We start from the raw sequence: 18,407 nt of genomic DNA on the forward strand, positions 1-18,407 counted from the left end.
ACCACTAAGGATATTCACACCATGGCAACTATGATGATGATTATCATGATCGGGCTGCTGCTTCTGGGCTTCCCGATGATGATCCCGCTGATCACCGCTGCGGTGTTCGGCTTTGTAATGATGTTTGACGGCTTCGGCCAGATGGGCACATTCGTCCAGCAGATGATGGGTGGCATCCGGCCGGCGTCGTTGATTGCGGTGCCCATGTTTATCCTGGCCGCCGATATCATGACCCGGGGCCAGTCAGCCGACCGGCTGATCAACATGGTCATGTCGTTCATCGGCCATGTAAAAGGCGGCCTGGCGATCAGTACCGCCACCTCCTGCACCCTGTTCGGTGCAGTTTCCGGCTCAACCCAGGCAACGGTAGTGGCGGTAGGCTCGCCCCTGCGCCCCAAGATGCTGAAAGCCGGTTATTCCGATCCCTTCACCCTGGCGCTGATCATCAACGCCAGTGATATCGCCTTCCTGATCCCGCCCAGTATCGGCATGATCATCTACGGGGTTATCTCCGAGACTTCCATTGCCGAGCTGTTTATTGCCGGCATAGGCCCGGGCCTGCTGATCCTGTTCATGTTCTCGCTGTACTGCCTGTTCTACGCCTACAAGAACAACGTGCCCACCGAGCCCAAAGCCTCCTGGAAAGAACGAGCCCTGTCGGTCCGCGACGCGTTATGGCCGCTGATGTTCCCGGTGATCATCGTCGGCGGTATTTATGGCGGTATCTTCAGCCCGACAGAGGCGGCTGCTGTGTGCGTGCTCTACGCCTTCCTGCTGGAGTTTGTGATTTTCCGGTCGCTCAAGCTCACCGATGTCTACCGGATTGCCAAGTCCACCGGCCTGATCACCGCCGTGGTGTTTATCCTGGTGGCCGTGGGTAACGGCTTCTCCTGGATTATCTCCTTCGCCCAGATTCCGCAAAGCATTCTTGAAGCAGTAGGTGTGAATGATGCCGGCCCGGTCGGTGTGTTGATTGCCATCTGTGTGGCCTTCTTCATTGCCTGCATGTTTGTAGACCCGATTGTGGTGATCCTGGTACTCACGCCAATCTTCGCCCCGGCTATCCAGGCCACCGGGCTGGACCCGGTGCTGGTGGGTGTACTGATTACCCTGCAGGTGGCAATCGGCTCTGCCACACCACCGTTTGGCTGCGATATTTTCACCGCCATTGCGATTTTCAAGCGGCCCTACCTGGAAGTGATCAAAGGCACACCGCCGTTCATTTTCATGCTGGTGGCTGCAGCCGGCCTGATCATTGCCTTCCCGGATATTGCGCTGTTCCTGCGGGACATGGCTTACCGAGATTGAGCCGGGCAACCGGCTACTGACAGGAGACCCATATGTTCAAACGAATACTGGCCGCGGTGGATGGCTCCAAAACCTCGCTGAAGGCACTGGATAAAGCCATCGAACTGCAAAAGCTGATACCGGATGCCGAGATTTTCATCATCTGCGTATACAAGCACCACAGCCTGTTCGAAGCCTCGCTGTCGATTGGCCGTCCGGATGACATGGACATTCCGGACAAGGTGCTGTCGGACTACGCCAAGGAGGTGGTAAACCATGCCAAGGAGTTTGCCAAGGAGCATGGGGCGACCAAGGTGCGCGGTTTCGTGAAAGCGGGCCGGCCGTCCAAGGTGATTGTGAAGTTTGCCCAGGAAAAGGAAGCAGACCTGATCGTGGTCGGCACCAAGGGCACCAACAGCGACAAAGACGGCATGTTCCTGGGCAGTGTGTCCCACCGGGTGGCCTCCCAGGCCAAGTGCCCGGTACTGGTGGTCTGAGGCCACCACTCAGGCCGGGCTGCACATCCCCAGCAGCCCGGCAATCAAGGATTTCCGTAGTCTGCCTGTAATTTCACCGTGCTAGACTTCCCCGCGACTTCGTTAACTTTCATCCACAAATCACAAGGCGTCACTCCATGACTGCAATTGTCGATTTTCTTAATTCGATTCTCTGGGGCTATGTCCTCGTATACGGCCTGCTGGCCGTGGGTGTTTTCTTTACCATTCGCCTGGGTTTTCTGCAGTTCATCAACTTTGGCGAAATGGTCCGTGCCATCCGCGGCTCCCGCGAGAGCGATGTACACGGTATTTCGCCGTTCCAGGCCCTGTGTACCAGCCTCGCGTCGCGGGTCGGTACCGGTAACCTGGCCGGCGTGGCGGTCGCCCTTTACCTGGGTGGCGCCGGTGCCATTTTCTGGATGTGGATGGTAGCGCTGGTAGGCATGGCCACCGGCTATGCCGAAAGCACCCTGGCGCAGCTGTACAAGGTGCGTGACGGCAAAGGCCAGTACCGGGGCGGCCCGGCGGTCTACATTGCCAAGGGCCTGAAGGCGCCCTGGGCCGCCGCTATCTTTGCAGTGTGCCTGATCATTTCCTTCGGCCTGGTGTTCAACGCAGTACAGGCCAACTCCATTGCCGATGCCATGGAAGGTGCCTTCGGCACACCTAAACTGGGCGTGGGTATTGCGATCGCGTTCTTTGCCGGCATCGTGATTTTCGGCGGCCTGCGCAAGATTGTACGCTTCGCGGAATTTGTGGTGCCGTTCATGGCCGGTGCCTACGTGCTGTTGGCGCTGATTGTGATGGCCATGAACATCACCGAAGTGCCGGGCATCCTGGCGATGATCGTCAAGAGCGCATTCGGCCTTGAAGAAGCCGCCGGTGGCGCGGCCGGTTCCATCACCGCGGCCATGCTCAACGGCATCAAGCGCGGCTTGTTCTCCAACGAGGCAGGCATGGGTTCTGCCCCGAATATCGCCGCCACGGCCACACCTGCTCCGCACCACCCGTCCTCACAGGGGCTGGTACAGGCCTTCGGCGTGTTTATCGACACCATTATCAGTGTGTACCGCCACTGCCGTGATGATCCTGCTGGCCGGCGTTCTGGAGCCGGGTTCCGGCGTAACCGGCACCCAGCTTACCCAGCAGGCCATGGAAGTTCACCTGGGTGATTTCGGCGGTTACTTCATTGCCATCGCCATCCTGTTCTTTGCCTTTACCTCTATTGTGGCCAACTACACCTACGCCGAGAACGCGCTGGTGTACCTGAAGGGCGGCAATACACTGGGCCTGACTATTCTGCGCCTGGCAGCGCTGGGCATGGTGGTCTGGGGCGGATACGAAGCGGTAGTGACGGTATTCAACGCAGCCGATGCCTCCATGGGCCTGATGGCGACCATCAACCTGATTGCCATCGTGCTGCTGTCCGGCACCGTGGTGAAACTCACCAAGGACTACCTGGCCCAACGCAAGGAAGGCCTGGTGCCTCACTTCAAATCCAAGGATTACCCGGAGCTGCACGAGAAAATCGACAGCAATATCTGGCACTGACCTTCATGCTTCGGCCGCAGCCACCCGGTTGCGGCCGGCATGTTTAGCCCGGTACAGGGCCCGTTCGGCAATCAGTCCGCAAATGGTGGCAATTACCAGGCTCTTCGCCGAGCGACTGGCCAGGTGCAGCACCAGATCCGGGTGGTCGAGTATGGCCACCTCGCCCCACAGCCCGATATCGGTGTAATTAGAAAAGACCCGCTTAGCCTGAGCCTTTTTGTCGCAGGGTAAACAGGGCCAGCAGGGCAGACACCACCATCAGGAACAGCGCCACCGCATTGAGAACCGGTGTCGAACCTTCCCGCAGGCGATTGAACAGCGCCACGGTGAGCGGCGTATCGCTGCCCGTGAGCATCACGGTAGTGTTGAAGTTTTCGAAGGACATCAGGAACGCCATGGCGGCCGCGCCCAGAATGGACGGCAGCAACCAGGGCAAGGTAACGGTAAACCAGGCCACCAGCGGCGTTGCCCCCAGGTTCAGGGCGGCTTCCTCCAGTTGCCGGTCAAACTTGCGCAACCGGGCGCCGATCACCAGGGTAGCCAGTGTGGTGATAAAGGTCACCTGGCCCATCACCACCAGGGGCAAACCGGGCCGGAACACATCCAGTTCGATACCCCAAAGCCGCGACACTTCATTGGCGGTGCCACTGTAGAACACCAGGATGGATACGCCCAGAATGACCCCGGGAATCACCAGCGGCAACAGCATTAACAGATACAGGAATTCCTTACCCCGGAACTGCAAGCGCTCGAACAGCACCGCATTCACGCAACCCAGCGCCACACTGGCCAGGGTGACCCAGAACGCGATCTTGGTGCTAACCCAGAGAGCGCCGAGCAGACTGTCATCGTGGAACAGCCCGGTACGCCCCTCACTGCCATCGGCCAGGTACCAGTCCAGGGTGAAGCCCTGCCAGGGTAATGACGGAAAGGGTGAGTCGTTGAAAGCAAACACGGCCGTTACCAGCAGCGGCAGGGCCAGGTACACAAAGAACGCCACCAGGTAGCCCAGGTAGAGGGCATCAAACAACCGGGACCGGGGCACGGAACGGATCATGGCATCACCCCATCACCTTGCGCAGTGACTGGCCGGTCAGTTTCAGGCCAAGCCACACCATCAGTGATGACAACACCAGCAGCAAGACCCCCAGTGCGGCACCCTGCTCCCAGTTAAAGCGGGTAATAAACTGGGTGAAAATCTGCTCGGTAAACCAGGCGCTGTCCTTGCCGCCCATCAGTATCGGTGTCAGGTAACTGCCGAGGGTGAGCATGAACACCACGATACAGCCGGAAACAATGCCCGGCATGGCCCAGGGAATGACCACTTCCCGCAGCACGGTGGCGTGGCCGCCGCCCAGGTCGTAACCGGCTTCCACCAGGTTCTCGTCCATACCATCCAGTGTGGTGACCAGTGGCACCACCATAAACAACAGGCCGTTGTAGACCAGGCCGATGATCACCGCCACATCGTTGTAAAGCATCTCCACCGGGCCGTCGACCCACCCCAGCGCCTGCAGCCAGGAGCTGAACAGGCCGCTTTCCCGCAGCAGGATCATCCAGCCGTAAGTACGTACTAACTCACTGGCCCAGAACGGGATCAGGCAAGCCAGGAACAGGATGCCTTTGCTCCGGCCCCGGGCCAGGCGGGCAATGTACCAGGCAATGGGGAAGGCAATCAGCAGGGTCAGGAAGGTGGTGAACAGCGACATCACCCCGGTACGCACAAAGGTTCGCCAGTAATAGGATTCGCTGAAGAAATTCTGATACTGCTCCAGCCCCCAGGCCAGGGTATCCCAGCTTTCCCGCACCTGAAACGACACCCGCAGCATCTGCAGGTGCGGCACCAGAACCAGCAACACAATCCAGAGCAGAAACGGCGTTAACAGTAACCAGAGGGACAAACGGCTGGCAGAGGCATTCACGACTGACCGGCTCCGTAGACCCGCGCCAGTTTCGGATCCCAGGCCAGGCGGATCTCCGCGCCAGTGGTCAGGCGCGGTGCCGTGCCGTCCTGCGGCAGGCGGGCAAACACCGGCTGGCCGCCGTTTTCTGCCTCAACCCGGCTGTTGGCACCGTCAAACAGGGTGGTCAGTACCTTCGCCTGCATGGCACTGAAACCGTCTTTCAGGGCCTCACCGGTGAACATCAGGGATTCCGGGCGCACATACAGCTCGGCCCGGTCACCGTTAGACAGCCCGTTGGCGGCAACCCGGTGCCGAACTGCTTCTGCAGGTGCTTCAGCTCCACCTTCATCTGTTCCCGTAACTTCAGGTCCAGCGCACCAAGCGGCTCATCCAGCAACAGCAGGGTGGGCTCCAGCACCAGGCAACGGGCCAAAGCCACCCTCTGGCGCTGGCCGCCGGAGAGTTCCTGCGGGTTACGGTGCTCCAGCCCGGGCAGGCCCACCTGCTCCAGCACCCGGGCAATGCGCTTGCGGCGCTCGGCCACGGGCACCTTTCGGCGTTTCAGGCCATAGCCGATGTTATCGCCGACGGTCATGGTGGGGAACAGCGCCAGGTGCTGGAACACCATGTTCACCGGGCGCTTGTTGGGCGGCACATCATTCATGCGCTGGCCACGGATGAAGATATCGCCCTCATCCGGCTTGTCGAAGCCTGCCAACAACCGCAGCAGGGTGGTCTTGCCGCAGCCGGAAGGCCCCAGAATGGAGAAGAAGGTGCCGGCCGGCACATCCAGCGAGATGCGATCCACCGCTGCAGTTTTGCCAAAGCGGCGGATCAGCCCGTTACAGGACAGGTCAGACTCTGTTGCCATAGGGATCAGTTGGCAGCCTGGACGCGATCCAGCACCTGGCCTTCCATGGCTTCCAGCCCCGGCGGTACCGGCGGATACCATTTGATGTTGTTGATGGCTTCGTCATCAAAGCTCAGGCGATAGGCATCCCGCAGCTCGGCTTTCACAAACTCGTCGGCGCCTTTGGAGGCGGTGAAGTTTCCGGACGCATTGGTAATTTTCGCCGCAATCTCCGGCTGCATCACGAATTTTGTGAAACCCGGATACAAAAACGGAGGCCAGGGCCTCCGTTTTCCGGGTTCGGAATGCCTTACCGCTTACTGACCGGACTTCAGCATTTCCCAGTACTTGGCGTACACCTGAAGCGCCTCGTCACCAATGTCGGTCTGGAACTCGGCATTGATCATGTCAGTGGCGTTCGGGTAGCTGGCGCGGTCATTCGCCACAGAGTCATCCAGCAGTTCCCGGGCATCCAGGTTCGGGGTGGCGTAGCCGATCTCTTCACTGATCAGGGCAGAGATTTCCGGCTTCAGCACAAAGCTGATGAACTTGTGGGCCGCTTCCGGGTTCTTGGCGTTCTTCGGAATTACGAAGCTGTCCAGCCAGGCGATGATGCCTTCTTCCGGATACACGTATTCCAGGGACTCCAGGGTGTCACGACCCATCACGGCTTCACCGTTCCAGATCATGCCCACGTCGGTTTCACCTTCCAGGTACGGCATGCGCGGGGCATCCGAGTTGAAGGTGCGTACAGACGGGATCAGTTCAGTCAGCTTCTCGTAGGCTTCCTCAATTTCCTTGGGATCGGTGCTGTTACCGGAGTAACCCAGCACCCGCAGGCCTACGTGAAACACTTCACGCATGTCGTTGGTCAGCATCACCCGACCTTCAAAGCGCTCATCCCAAAGGTCTGCCCAGGCGGTCACTTCGCCTTCCACATCGGCAGTGTCCACGGCAATGCCGGTGGTGCCCCACAGGTAAGGCACGCTGTACTGGTTGTCCGGGTCGATATCCAGGTTCACCAGTTCCGGGTCGAGCTGGTCAAAGCCTTCGATCTTGCTGCGATCGATGGGCATCAGCAGGTCTTCCTGGCGCATCTTGCTCACGTAGTAGGTAGACGGCACGGCCAGGTCATAGGCGGCGCTCTCGTCCAGCAGCTTCAGCCGGGCGTACATGGCTTCATTGCTGTCGTAGGTGGTGTACACCACCTGGATACCGGTTTCCTCGGTGAAGCGGTCCAGAACTTCCTGGGGCATGTACTCGGACCAGTTGTACAGGTTCAGTACCTGCGGCTCCTCGGAACCACTGCAGCCCGCCAGGCCCATTGCCAGCACGCCGGCCAGTGCCAGTTTCTTCATCGTTTGCTCCTTAACAGGATCCATTGAGACAAGATCAACATGACCAGTGAAAACACCAGCAACAGTGTGCCCAGGGCGTTCACCTCGGGTTTCAGGCCTACCCGCACCATGGAATAGATGCGCAAAGGCAGAATTTCGTAACTCGGACCACTGACAAAGGTGCTGACCACCACATCATCCAGTGACAGTGTAAACCCCAGCAGCCAGCCTGCCAGTAATGCCGGCATGATCACCGGGATCAGTACGGTGCGGGTCATGGTGAAATCGGAGGCACCCAGGTCCCGCGCTGCTTCCGGCAGGCGCTCGTCAAAGCCGCTCAGGCGCGCCATCACGGTAATCACCACAAACGGCAGGCAGAAGGTTACGTGGGCCAATAGCAGGGACACATAACCCAGCTGCAGCCCCACCAGCAGGAACAGGGCCAGCAGGGAGATGGCCAGCACAATCTCCGGCGACATCATCACGATAAACAACATGCCATTGAGCACTTTCTTGCCCCGGAACCGGTAGCGGTGCAGGGCCAGGGCGGTGAGCGCACCAATCAGGGTAGACACGGTAGCCGCAGACAGCGCCAGCCACAGGGAATTCCACATGGCCTGCACCATGGCCCGGTTGTTGAACAGGGCCTCATACCAGCGCAGGCTCAGGCCACCCCACTCGTAGCCGGTGCGGGATTCGTTGAACGAGAACACCACCAGCACCACGATGGGCACGTACAGCAGCAGGTACACCAGGGTCAGGTAGGTGCGGGGCAACCAGCGGTTCATACGCCATCCTCCCCGATCCGCCGTTTACTCAGCCGGTGGGCGAACATGAGGAACGCCATGGCCAGGGTCAGCACAATGCTGGCGGCCGCACCGAAGGGCCAGTTGCGGGCGTCCAGGAACTGGTTCTTGATCACATTACCTACCAGCAGGTTGCGGGAGCCCCCCAGGATATCCGGCACGAAGAACAGCCCCATGGCCGGCAACAGCACCAGCATTACGCCTGCCAGCACCCCGGGCAGGGTCAGCGGCACAATTACGTGGATGAAGGTAGACAGCCGTCCGGCGCCCAGATCGTGGGAGGCCCGTAAATAGTCTTCCCGCAGATCATCAAACACCGCGTACAGCGGCAGGATCATGAACGGCAGCAGCAGGTACACCAGCCCGACAATTACCGCACCCTCGGTGTAGAGCATCTTCAGGGGTTCTTCAATCAGGCCAAGGGACATCAGGGCGTTATTGAGCAAGCCGTTGGTGGCCAGCAGCAATTTCAGGGCGTAGGTACGCACCAGCGAATTGGTCCAGAAGGGCACAATCAGCAGGAAGATCAGTAACACCTGGCGCTGTTTGGGCACCTTCGACAACGCCCAGGCAAAGGGATAGCCAATCAACAGGCAGATCAGCGTGGTCATGGCGGCCATGTACAGGGAATGCAGGAACACATCCAGGTACAGGGGGTTCAGCAACTGCCGGTAGGCATCCAGGTTCAGGGGCAGCGATATGAATGAGCCCGGGTCCCGGGTCATCACACTGGCACCCACCACCAGCAGGTTGGGGGTGAACACCAGGAACAGCAGCCAGCCCCACACCAGCACCAGCACCGCCGCACGGAACGGCTGCTGCCTGACGCTACCCATCAATCGGCTCTTCTTCAGTAATATCAGTGTGTTCTTCCGGCAGAAGCCATTCCCAGCCGTCAACCCAGCTGACTTTTACCGGCTCACCCAGCCGGTAGTCAAAGGTGGGGTCGTCTTCATCAAAGAATTCCGAGGCCAGCACTTCGGTGCCATCGCTCAGGTGGATGACCGAATCCAGGGTACTGCCCTTGTAGTTACGCTCCACCACCTTGCCGGCCACGCCGTCTTCATCGTCCGGCGCCAGTACCCGGATATCTTCGGGGCGCAGCAACACGTGCAGGCCCTGCCCTTCTGTAACCGGGAAGTCAGGTTTGCGGAAGGTGCGCTTCAGGCCGAACACATCCACGGTGATGGTCTCGTCGCCGTTGGCTTTGTCTACCCGGCCCGGGAAGAAATTGGTTTCGCCCACAAAACGGGCAGTAAACAGGTTGGCCGGGCGCTCGTAGACTTCGCGCGGCGTCCCCAGTTGCTGGATCAGGCCGTCTTTCAACACCACCACCCGGTCGGACATCGACAGCGCTTCTTCCTGGTCGTGAGTCACAAACACAAAGGTAATGCCCAGCTCCCGCTGCAGCCGCTTGAGCTCCACCTGCATGGTTCGGCGCAGCTTATAGTCCAGCGCCGACAACGGCTCGTCCAGCAGCAACATTTTCGGCCGCTTTACCACCGCCCGGGCAATCGCAACCCGCTGCTGCTGGCCGCCCGAAAGCTGATGCGGTTTACGCCTGGCAAAATCTTCCAGCTGCACCATGGCCAGGGCTTCTTCTGCCCGCTGCTGGATTTCCTCTTTTGGCCGTTTCTCCATTTTCAGGCCATAGGCCACGTTGTCGAACACCGACATATGGGGGAACAGCGCGTAGTTCTGGAACACCGTGTTCAGCGGACGGTGCTCCGGCGGGGTGTGGGTCAAATCCTGCCCGCCAAGGGTGATGGACCCTTCATCCGGGTGCTCGAAACCCGCCATCATCCGCAGCAGGGTGGTTTTTCCGCAACCGGACGGCCCTAACAAGGTAATGAACTCGCCATCGAAGATCTCGAGATCCAGCGAATCCAGTACTGTTTTACCGTCAAATTGCTTGGTGAGATTGCTCAGAGATAGCAGTGTCTGTTTCATCGGCCCTGCCCAAGGTTTGAGCGGCGTATTTTTCCAGAAACAGCCCCGAACAGAAAGAGGCGCGAGGGTTTCGGATTACCCTCACGCCTTTTTTGTTCCAGCCTGCTGAAACGGATACTTACTGATCAGCCACGCTGTTCAGGTAAGCCTTGTCGGAAATGTTAGTCCACTTGCGCACACCCGCCAGGTATTCACGGATAGACGTGATGATTTCCCGGGCCAGCGGATCCTTCTCGGCTTCCTCTTCGAGCAACCGGTGAGTGGTCTCGCGCAGGGCTTCAATCACTTCCGGCGGGAACACCTTGTGGGTGACCTCCGGATAGTCTTTCTGCATGCGGTTCCATGCATCGGCGCTGTCGTTGGTGCTCTTGGCATACATATCATAGGCAGCGGTACGCATGGCTACCCGCAGGATTTCCTGCAGGTCTTCCGGCAGTTTGTTCCAGGTTTTCTGGTTAACCAGGAACTGCACTTCCGCGCCCGGCTCCTGCCAACCGGAGTAGTAGTACTTGGCAATCTGGTGGAAGCCCATGGGGAAGTCCAGGGCCGGTGCTACCCACTCCAGCGCATCAATGGTGCCGCGATCCAGTGCCGTGTAGAGCTCACCCGGCGGCAGGTTGGTCACCGACACACCCAGTTCTGCCATCACCTCGCCGGCAAAGCCCGGGGTACGCATTTTCAGGCCCTTGAGGTCTTCCAGGGAATTGATTTCCTTGTTGAACCAGCCGCCCATCTGGTTACCGGTGTTACCACCCGGGAACGACAGCAGGCCAAAGGGCTCATACACTTTCTGCATCAGCTCCATGCCGCCACCGTAGTAGAACCAGGCGTACTGTTCGGGAGCCAGCATACCGAACGGCACAGTAGTGAAGTACATGGCGTTGGGGATGGAGCCCTTGTAGTAATAAGAGGCGGTGTGGCCCATGTCGTACTGGCCGTTACGCACCATGTCGAAGATGCCGAAAGGCGCCTTGTGCTTGTTGGCAGAATCAATGCGAACATCAATCCGGCCGGCAGACATCTTCTCCACCATGTCTTCAAAGTGCTTGGTGGTCTCGCCCAGAATGGGGGAATTCGGGCCCCAGGTTTCAGCCAGGCGCAGGGTATATTTCTCGGCCAGGGCCGACGAACTGAAGGCCGCCACAGCAACCGCTGTTGCCGCCAGGAGTGTTTTACGGATGTGCATGGTGTTGGCTTCCGTTATTGTGTTGTTGGTCTGAACTGTTCAGGGAACGGTAAAACATGATACCTGCGGCAGCCCCCAACGCCAATCCGGCGCCGTCATGTAAACGACTTGCAGCTGTGCCACACTGGCCGCTGACCGAGTGCACAATCAGGACGAGCACCATGAAGCACCTGTTTCTTATCCGCCACGCCAAATCCAGCTGGGCCGATGAAGGCCTGGCCGACCGGGATCGCCCGCTGAACAACCGGGGCGAGCAGCAGCTGCAGCCTCTGGGCAAGGCCCTTCAGCGGCTGGCAGTGTTCCAGTCGAGCGACGTCTTTGCCTGTGATGCAACCAGGGCCCGGCAAACCACCCGGGGTATTCTACCGGCGGACTTCCCCCCAGAACGGTTTCATATAGACCCGGCCCTCTATACTTTCGATTTCAAGCGCCTTCTGGAGTGGCTGAAAAAGCAGGATGACGGGATCGAAAGGGTCGTTATTATCGGCCATAACCCGGCGCTGCAGGAGCTGGCCGACTGGCTGGCAAAGCACGCGCCGATGGCCCTGCCCACCGCCAGCTTCCTGCACATACGCCTGCCGGGTAAGCACTGGCGCAAGCTCGACAAAAACTCCGGCACACTGGAACACTTCCTCACACCCAGAAATTACAGTTACCGGGAATTCGAACGCAAACACCGGAACCCGATAAAGCGACCAGCGCCAGGCGCCATTACCGACCTTCCGGCTACCCTGCAGCTTCAGGCTGAGCGCCTGAAACAACTGGAGCCGGGCGTGATACTCGGGCTGGATGACGAATTCCTGCACCAGTACCGCATTGCCCTGCGCCGCAGCCGGGCCCTGGCCGAAGCCATTGCTGAAGTAAGCGGCACCACCCGACTGCGCCCGGCCGTTGCCCAACTCAAGCGGCATGCCCGGGCAACCGGCCGGCTGCGGGACCTGCACGTATTCCTGGCGGACTTGCCTGCGCTGTGTCCGGATACCCCGGAGTTACGTGCGGCACTGGAAACCTGGGCCGGAGGCAAGGCCGCCAGCCACCAGAAACGCCTGGCCAAACGCCTCGGCAGCGTCCGCTACCGCAACAGCCTGCACAGCTGGGAAAGCGAAATAGACTCCGGCAAGTTCCGTAAACTGGTGTCCGGCCTCAGTGCCGGAGACATCCGCAAGGCCGTTCTGAAACGGCTGCGCAGTTTCAACCAGGGGACGGCAGAACTACTGCACACCGCTCCGGATGAAGATTTCCACAAGCTGCGCAAGCAACTCAAACGTATACGCTATTTAATGGAGCTGGACCCGGGGGCGAGAAAGCAGGACCTGAAAACCCTCAGAAAGCGGCAAGACCTTTACGGCCGTTTCCAGGACCTGCACATACAGCTGGAACTGCTGGAACAGTTCCGGAAAGAGGCCCCGGAAACCCTGCCGGAGGCGGTTGCCGGGATCATTGACTTGATCGGGCAGGAAAAAGCCGACACCCGCCGCCAGATTCTGGCTATGGGCGGGCTCGGCCTGGGCTGAGCTGGAATCAGATACGCACCATGCGGGCTTCAAGCAACAGGTTGGGGCCCAGCTTGACCACCTTGACCTGCTCCGGGTTCAGGCCCAGGTCTTCCAGGGTCTCATGGATGTCGTCCAGGGCTTCGTTCCGGGGTGCCGCCAGCAGCAGTTCCCGAACCGATTCCAGGACCATCTTCACCGGCACGGTCATAAAGTAAACCGAGATCACCAGCATCATCACCGGGTCGGCATACACCGCCAGTTCTGACCACTGGCTGCGCTCAAGCATCCAGGCAGCCGCAAAGCCGATCATGACGGCGGCACTCAGAGCGCTGTCCATCAGCCACTGGCGTTGTTCGGCTTTCACCAGCCCGGAATCATTACGGAAACTCGACCAGCGCAGGTAAACCCACACCGCCAGGCAGCCCACCACGTTCACTGCACCAAAAATCATCGCCATATCCGCAGCAACGGCCCGGCCACCCTGGAGCAGCGACACCACGGCAGAGGCCAGTGACAGCACGCACACCAACCCGATCACCAGGCCTTTCACGGCAATCACCAGCGGCTCCACCGCACCCATTCCGAACGGATAGTCTTCATTGGCGGGCCGGCGCACCAGGCGGGCGGCATAGAGTGACAGCAGCGACAGACCCAGACTGATCAGGGAATAAGCACCGTCAAAGAGAATAACCAGGGAATCGACCCAAAGGCCCCAGGTAATGCCGGCGAGGGCAAACAGGCCCGCACCCACGGCAGATAACGTCAGCGCCAGATTTTCCCGCGCCAGAGAAGTAAACATTTTGACCTCCTGAGAATTGCCGGCCATATTATCGGCATCATTCAAAAGGCGTGAGTCGCTGAGCGACGGAAAATCCGTCGCATAGGTAAGCCCATGAAAACCTCCCAGATCAAAACCTTCCTTTCCGTGGTGCGCAACGGCAGCGTAGCCGCCGCTGCCCGGGAGCTGAACCGCAGCCGCACCACGGTCAGCACCGTGCTGGCCTCGCTGGAAGATGAGCTGGGCGTGGAGCTGTTCGAACGCAGTGGTAACCAGCTGCACCTGACCGCCATCGGCCAGTCCATCCTTACCGACTGCCGGCGTTTCGACCAGGTGGCCGGCCAGATACTGGCCCGCTGCCAGCATCACCTGAGCGGGGCGGAATCGGTACTGCGCATTGCCCGGGACGACTCCATTCCAGAGGACATCTGGCGGGATATCCTGCGCCGGCTGAAACAGCGCTTCCCCCAGACCAGCCTCTCGGTGTACCTGGCGTCTCCCCGGGAGCTGCCACCCCTGGTGCGCAATCAGTCCGTAGATGTGGCCTACGGCCTGATGCCGGAGCTGCTCAATGAAGGTTATCAATGGTTCCGGGAACTGGCAGATGTGCGCATGCTCACCGTGGCCGCGCCCGACCATCCCCTCAGCCAGCTGAAACGCGTTACCCAGGACGACCTGATCAGCCATACGGAAATCACCCTGGCCTACATGCAGGATTCGCTGCTGGTGGCGGAATCCCCGGAAACCGCCAATTACCTGGCCTTCACCCAGTACGAACTGATCCGGGACGCGGTGATGGACGGCGCCGGCTGGGCCGACTTGCCGTTACCGTTGATTGCAGAGGCGTTAAGAAAGGAACAGCTGAAAACCATCCACCACCGCAGCGCCCGCTGGTGGAAGGTGTTCAGTGCACTGGAATCGGAACAGGCGCAGGGCGGCGCCGTGGTGGGCTGGCTGGCCAACGAACTGGAAGCCTACCTCGAAACCCAGGCCTAGGCTTGAGGGCCTTCAGGCAGCTCCGGACGATCATCCGTCGGCGCGCCGTCGTCGCATTTCTTACAATCCAGCTCGAAGCCTAACATCGACCGACGTCCTTCCACGGCAGTAACCCAGGGCCGGTTCACCCAGGGCGGATCATGGCGCACATGCTGATTATGCCCGCAGGCCAGTTGCGCCACCCAGTGGTTTTCATCGTCTTTGTGATAGCCGGTGATGGGCTGTTTCATGTCAGGCCCTTCCTTTCCCGCCCCACCCAGGCAGACCACGAGTAAAGCGCCAGCGCTACCCAGATCATCACAAAACTCAGTAACTTTGCGGTGCTCAGTGGTTCATGGAAGATATAAAGCGCGATCAGGAACTGGATAGTGGGGTTGATGTACATAAGAAAACCCACGGTGGAGAGCTTCAGCCTGCGCGCCGCACCTGCGAAGGCCAGCAGGGGAATGGCGGTGACTGCACCGCTGGAGAGCAGTAATAACGTGCTGTAGGTGCTATCGGTAAAGTGCGAAAGATTCTGCGAGGACAACCAGACCAGCGTCAGCAACCCCAGAGGCAGCAGCAACAGAGTTTCCACAAACAGGCCGGACAGCCCATCCAGCTCCACCTTCTTGCGCAGCAGGCCATAGGTACCGAAGCTGAAGGCCAGCGCCAAGGTTATCCAGGGCAGCTCGCCCAGCAGGAAGAACTGGTACAGGATGGCAACGCCGGCCATCACAACCGCCACCACCTGCAGGCGGGAAATACGCTCACCGAGTATCAACAAACCCATGGCGACGTTCACCAGGGGCGTAAGAAAGTAGCCCAGGCTGGCCTGCAGCACATGGCGGGTTTCCACGGCGTAGATATAGATACCCCAGTTAGCGGCAATAAACACCGAGCAGCCCAGCACAAAGCCCAGATTTTTCGACTGTTTCAGGGCTGCGGTGACTGGCGGCCAGCGCCGAAGCAGGGAAATCACGACCGCCAGGAACAGGCACGACCAGATCACCCGGTGGATGAGCACCTCCCAGGCCGGAATACCCTCAAACAGGGCAAAGTACAGGGGAAAACTGCCCCACATGGTGTAGGCCGCCAGGCCATAGGCCACACCCTTGCCGGTTTCCCGCGCTGTATTGGTCATAGCAGGTTCATCCGTTCAGGCAGCAGGATTTGTACTTTCGCCCGCTGCCACAGGGGCAGGGCTCGTTACGGCCGGGCTTGAGGGTGCCTTCGCTGGTTTCACCGGCCACGTAGAACCAGTGCCCGCCTTCTTTCACGAAGTCCGAGTGTTCTTCCAGGTACCCCCAACCAGATCCTGTCCGGTAGATGGCCCGAAAATGAACCTGACCTTTCACCCCCTGCTCACCGGCACTGAAGATCTGCAAAGCTGTCCACTCGGGAGAACCGTCCAGTGACAAGCTTTCCGGGCGGGTGTCCGGGTGCCAGGTAGCCAGCAGGTAGTTGCTGTCTCCGGTTACAAAGGCTGTGAAGCGGGAGCGCATCAGGGCCTCGGGCGACGGTACGGGAGCACCGGCATGCCAACGACCACAACAGGCCGAATAAACCTCGCCACTGCCACAGGGGCAAATCTGGCCGCCATTAGAATCAGACATAGTTAATTACCACAATCGGTATCAATTTCAGTACAGACAACCTGTGTAAAAAAAGGCCATACTGCAGTGATGACAGGAAACCGTACAAACGAAAACAACGCAATGAAATCAGGTATCCCCTCTCTCAACCTGCCTGCCGATGCAGGCCTTCCTGCCTCCGGGACCACTCCGGCGGCCGGGCTTCAGGCTGTACTCGATAACCTTGATGCCCTGGTTTACGTTTCCGACTTCCAGACCCACGAGTTGCTGTATATGAACGCCTACGGCCGGCGCACCTGGGGCAACATCGAGGGCCGAAAATGCTGGCAGGTGCTGCAAGACAGCGATGGCCCCTGCAGCTTCTGCACCAATCACCTGCTGCTGGCCGAAGACGGCACCCCCAACCCGCCCCATGTGTGGGAATTCCAGAACCAGCTGGATAACCACTGGTACCAGTGCCGTGACCAAGCCATCCGCTGGACAGACGGCCGGCTGGTGCGACTGGAAATTGCCACCGATATCACCCGGCGCAAGCAGGTGGAACTGGAACTCCAGGAGGCTCACCAGCAAGCCCAGGCCGCAGCCCTGGAAGACGAGCTGACCGGCCTTCACAACCGCCGCGCCTTCTACGAGTTTGGCGGGCAATTGCTCCGCCACGCCAAGCGCCACGCCAGCCCGCTGACCATGGTGATGATGGACCTGGACTACTTCAAGCAGGTTAACGACACCTATGGCCACGATGCCGGCGACGAAGCGCTCCGGCAGATCGCCCGACTGCTGCAGAACCGGGTTCGGGAATCGGACATTGTCGCCAGGTTGGGGGGCGAAGAGTTCGCGCTACTGCTGCCGGACACCACGATGGGTGAAGCCATCGAGCTGACGGAGCGGATGCTTGAAATGCTCAACGAGCTGGTCATCCAGCACAAAGGTCGTTCCATTCGCGCCAGCGCCAGCTTTGGCATTACCCGCCTCATTGTGGGCGACCAGACCCTGGAAGACCTGATGCACCGGGCCGACCGGGCACTCTACCAATCCAAGGATCAGGGCCGGGGCCGGGTCAACACCTGCTCGGACTGACCCCGCTTCCGGGTATACGGCCGCTCGTTATGGCCGCTTGGTAACCGCCATGGTCAGGCGCGAGATGCAGGTTACCTTGCCCTGTTCGTTCTCAAGCCGGATTTCCCAGACCTGGGTCGCACTGCCGATATGCAGGGCACGGGCGGTTCCGTAGACCCAGCCGCCGGTAACCGGGCGGATGTGGTTGGCATTGATATCCAGGCCAACGGCCACGGTGTTCTTATCTTTCAGGCAACAGTTGGCCGCCATGCTGCCCAGCGTTTCCGCCAGCAATACCGACGCGCCCCCATGCAGAATGCCAAACGGCTGAACCGTGCGTTCATCGACCGGCATGCGGCCTTTCACATAGTCGTCACCGACCTCAAGGTATTCAATGCCCATGTGACTGACGGCAGTTTTCTGGCTGTGTGCCATCATCTGGTCAAGATCGGGGGTTACTGTCCATATTGCCATGGTGGAATTTCTCCGGATTGAACTTTAGGCTCTTATAACTGTCAGCAATGAGTCTATACAGGTAGCGTGCTCATAACCAAACCTTTATAAGGCATTTTTGCAGCAAGACCAATCAGACCAAACGCAAACCATACGAGAGGGACCTGAAATGAAGAAAACAAGTTTCGTATCCGCCGCCGCTCTGGCGCTGTCTTTCGCCATGCCGGCCAGCGCCCAGATGAGTGTTGAAGACCAGATTGAAGCCCGCCAGGCAGCCTACCAGTTCATGTCCTGGAACATGGGCAAGATCAAGGCGCAGGCGGTCGATGGCGAGGTTGAGTTCAACGCCGACCAGATGAAAGCCGCAGCCAATGCCATTGCCGCAGTGGCCAACTCCGGCATGGGCGCACTCTACAGCCCGGATTCCACCCTGGACAAAGCCGAGAACACCCGCCTGAAGCCTGAGTTTTTCGAGCAGCCGGAAAAAGCCCGTGAAGTGGGCATGAACTTCGGCCGTGAAGCCAACAAGCTGCAAGAAGTTGCTGCTAGGAGTCTGCGCGGCAGGAGACACCTTCTGGCATAATGCGTAAAAATTCTTCAGCACCGGAGAATCTGATGGGAACCACTTTCCGCCCGTATTCGCCTGGCCAGGAACTGCTTCTTCCCCCGAGCCTGAACGAGTGGCT

General features: G+C 59.4%; 19 protein-coding genes and 3 pseudogenes. 7 read left to right on the plus strand and 15 right to left on the minus strand.

Features of this window, described 5'->3' with window-relative positions; all coding sequences use genetic code 11:
- Positions 1 to 21: 21 nt before the first annotated feature.
- The 3 genes and pseudogenes from AC13DJ_RS03675 (at position 22) to AC13DJ_RS03685 (ending at position 3,335) form a co-directional block, all read left to right on the plus strand.
- Complete coding sequence (locus AC13DJ_RS03675) at positions 22 to 1,308, plus strand: TRAP transporter large permease (RefSeq protein WP_482933317.1); 1,287 nt, start codon at positions 22 to 24, stop codon at positions 1,306 to 1,308.
- Between the two features lie 32 nt (positions 1,309 to 1,340).
- Positions 1,341 to 1,784, plus strand: a complete 444-nt coding sequence (locus tag AC13DJ_RS03680; protein WP_482933318.1) for a universal stress protein — start codon at positions 1,341 to 1,343, stop codon at positions 1,782 to 1,784.
- 137 nt (positions 1,785 to 1,921) lie between these two features.
- Positions 1,922 to 3,335 (plus strand): annotated as a pseudogene (locus tag AC13DJ_RS03685) (alanine/glycine:cation symporter family protein).
- A gap of 3 nt (positions 3,336 to 3,338) precedes the next feature.
- Here the strand turns inward: AC13DJ_RS03685 and AC13DJ_RS03690 are convergent.
- The 10 genes and pseudogenes from AC13DJ_RS03690 to AC13DJ_RS03735 form a co-directional block, all read right to left on the minus strand.
- Entirely contained in the window at positions 3,339 to 3,494 is a 156-nt protein-coding gene (locus AC13DJ_RS03690) for a hypothetical protein (RefSeq protein WP_482933319.1), read from the minus strand.
- A gap of 43 nt (positions 3,495 to 3,537) precedes the next feature.
- Positions 3,538 to 4,392 (minus strand): ABC transporter permease subunit, encoded by an 855-nt coding sequence (locus AC13DJ_RS03695; protein ID WP_476129327.1) that lies wholly within the window; start codon positions 4,390 to 4,392, stop codon positions 3,538 to 3,540.
- A 4-nt stretch (positions 4,393 to 4,396) separates the two neighbouring features.
- On the minus strand, positions 4,397 to 5,257 hold the full coding sequence (locus AC13DJ_RS03700) for an ABC transporter permease (RefSeq protein ID WP_022989609.1): 861 nt from the start codon (positions 5,255 to 5,257) through the stop codon (positions 4,397 to 4,399).
- Positions 5,254 to 6,110: pseudogene (locus AC13DJ_RS03705) on the minus strand (ABC transporter ATP-binding protein). Before AC13DJ_RS03705 ends, AC13DJ_RS03700 begins: the two are co-directional and overlap by 4 nt.
- 5 nt (positions 6,111 to 6,115) lie before the next feature.
- Positions 6,116 to 6,337, minus strand: a pseudogene (locus tag AC13DJ_RS03710) (extracellular solute-binding protein); the annotation flags it as partial.
- 69 nt (positions 6,338 to 6,406) lie between these two features.
- Positions 6,407 to 7,447, minus strand: a complete 1,041-nt coding sequence (locus AC13DJ_RS03715; RefSeq protein ID WP_482933320.1) for an extracellular solute-binding protein — start codon at positions 7,445 to 7,447, stop codon at positions 6,407 to 6,409.
- Positions 7,444 to 8,214 carry a spermidine/putrescine ABC transporter permease PotC gene (gene potC / locus AC13DJ_RS03720; protein ID WP_022990627.1) on the minus strand — a complete coding sequence of 257 codons (771 nt, stop codon included), beginning with the start codon at positions 8,212 to 8,214 and terminating at the stop codon, positions 7,444 to 7,446. The genes AC13DJ_RS03715 and potC overlap by 4 nt, the downstream gene beginning before the upstream one ends.
- Positions 8,211 to 9,068, minus strand: coding sequence for a spermidine/putrescine ABC transporter permease PotB (gene potB, locus AC13DJ_RS03725; protein ID WP_022990626.1), 858 nt, complete (start codon positions 9,066 to 9,068; stop codon positions 8,211 to 8,213). The genes potC and potB overlap by 4 nt, the downstream gene beginning before the upstream one ends.
- Positions 9,061 to 10,182, minus strand: coding sequence for a spermidine/putrescine ABC transporter ATP-binding protein PotA (potA, locus tag AC13DJ_RS03730; RefSeq protein ID WP_482933321.1), 1,122 nt, complete (start codon positions 10,180 to 10,182; stop codon positions 9,061 to 9,063). Before potA ends, potB begins: the two co-directional genes overlap by 8 nt.
- Positions 10,183 to 10,300: 118 nt before the next feature.
- Positions 10,301 to 11,368, minus strand: coding sequence for a TRAP transporter substrate-binding protein (locus AC13DJ_RS03735; protein ID WP_173637060.1), 1,068 nt, complete (start codon positions 11,366 to 11,368; stop codon positions 10,301 to 10,303).
- Positions 11,369 to 11,529: 161 nt separating this feature from the next.
- Between AC13DJ_RS03735 and AC13DJ_RS03740 the strand changes: the two genes are divergently transcribed.
- Positions 11,530 to 12,882 carry a CHAD domain-containing protein gene (locus AC13DJ_RS03740; RefSeq protein ID WP_482933322.1) on the plus strand — a complete coding sequence of 451 codons (1,353 nt, stop codon included), beginning with the start codon at positions 11,530 to 11,532 and terminating at the stop codon, positions 12,880 to 12,882.
- 7 nt (positions 12,883 to 12,889) lie between these two features.
- Here AC13DJ_RS03740 and AC13DJ_RS03745 read toward each other — a convergent pair whose 3' ends face one another.
- The gene (locus AC13DJ_RS03745; RefSeq protein ID WP_482933323.1) at positions 12,890 to 13,663 is read right to left on the minus strand and encodes a cation diffusion facilitator family transporter; all 774 of its coding nucleotides are present in this window, start codon (positions 13,661 to 13,663) and stop codon (positions 12,890 to 12,892) included.
- 93 nt (positions 13,664 to 13,756) lie between these two features.
- Between AC13DJ_RS03745 and AC13DJ_RS03750 the strand changes: the two genes are divergently transcribed.
- The gene (locus AC13DJ_RS03750; RefSeq protein WP_474540934.1) at positions 13,757 to 14,638 is read left to right on the plus strand and encodes a LysR family transcriptional regulator; all 882 of its coding nucleotides are present in this window, start codon (positions 13,757 to 13,759) and stop codon (positions 14,636 to 14,638) included.
- Here the strand turns inward: AC13DJ_RS03750 and AC13DJ_RS03755 are convergent.
- Genes AC13DJ_RS03755 through AC13DJ_RS03765 form a run of 3 tightly spaced genes read right to left on the minus strand, consistent with a single transcriptional unit; the run spans position 14,635 to position 16,233 of the window.
- Positions 14,635 to 14,868, minus strand: coding sequence for a DUF3565 domain-containing protein (locus AC13DJ_RS03755; protein ID WP_482933324.1), 234 nt, complete (start codon positions 14,866 to 14,868; stop codon positions 14,635 to 14,637). The genes AC13DJ_RS03750 and AC13DJ_RS03755 overlap by 4 nt on opposite strands.
- On the minus strand, positions 14,865 to 15,761 hold the full coding sequence (gene rarD / locus AC13DJ_RS03760; protein WP_482933325.1) for an EamA family transporter RarD: 897 nt from the start codon (positions 15,759 to 15,761) through the stop codon (positions 14,865 to 14,867). The genes AC13DJ_RS03755 and rarD overlap by 4 nt, the downstream gene beginning before the upstream one ends.
- A gap of 7 nt (positions 15,762 to 15,768) precedes the next feature.
- On the minus strand, positions 15,769 to 16,233 hold the full coding sequence (locus tag AC13DJ_RS03765; protein WP_474540937.1) for a YchJ family protein: 465 nt from the start codon (positions 16,231 to 16,233) through the stop codon (positions 15,769 to 15,771).
- Positions 16,234 to 16,335: 102 nt separating this feature from the next.
- Here AC13DJ_RS03765 and AC13DJ_RS03770 point away from each other — a divergent pair, with 102 nt between their 5' ends.
- Positions 16,336 to 17,289 carry a sensor domain-containing diguanylate cyclase gene (locus tag AC13DJ_RS03770; RefSeq protein ID WP_094624454.1) on the plus strand — a complete coding sequence of 318 codons (954 nt, stop codon included), beginning with the start codon at positions 16,336 to 16,338 and terminating at the stop codon, positions 17,287 to 17,289.
- 27 nt (positions 17,290 to 17,316) lie between these two features.
- On the opposite strand, the gene AC13DJ_RS03775 is transcribed toward AC13DJ_RS03770, so the two are convergent.
- Positions 17,317 to 17,742: a hotdog fold thioesterase gene (locus AC13DJ_RS03775; protein ID WP_022990615.1), complete on the minus strand. Its 426-nt coding sequence runs from the start codon at positions 17,740 to 17,742 to the stop codon at positions 17,317 to 17,319.
- Positions 17,743 to 17,890: 148 nt separating this feature from the next.
- On the opposite strand from AC13DJ_RS03775, the gene AC13DJ_RS03780 reads away from it, so the two are divergent.
- Positions 17,891 to 18,304 carry a cytochrome c gene (locus AC13DJ_RS03780; RefSeq protein WP_482933326.1) on the plus strand — a complete coding sequence of 138 codons (414 nt, stop codon included), beginning with the start codon at positions 17,891 to 17,893 and terminating at the stop codon, positions 18,302 to 18,304.
- The last annotated feature ends 103 nt before the right edge of the window (positions 18,305 to 18,407 follow it).

This window comes from Marinobacter sp. L-46, from assembly GCF_056859535.1.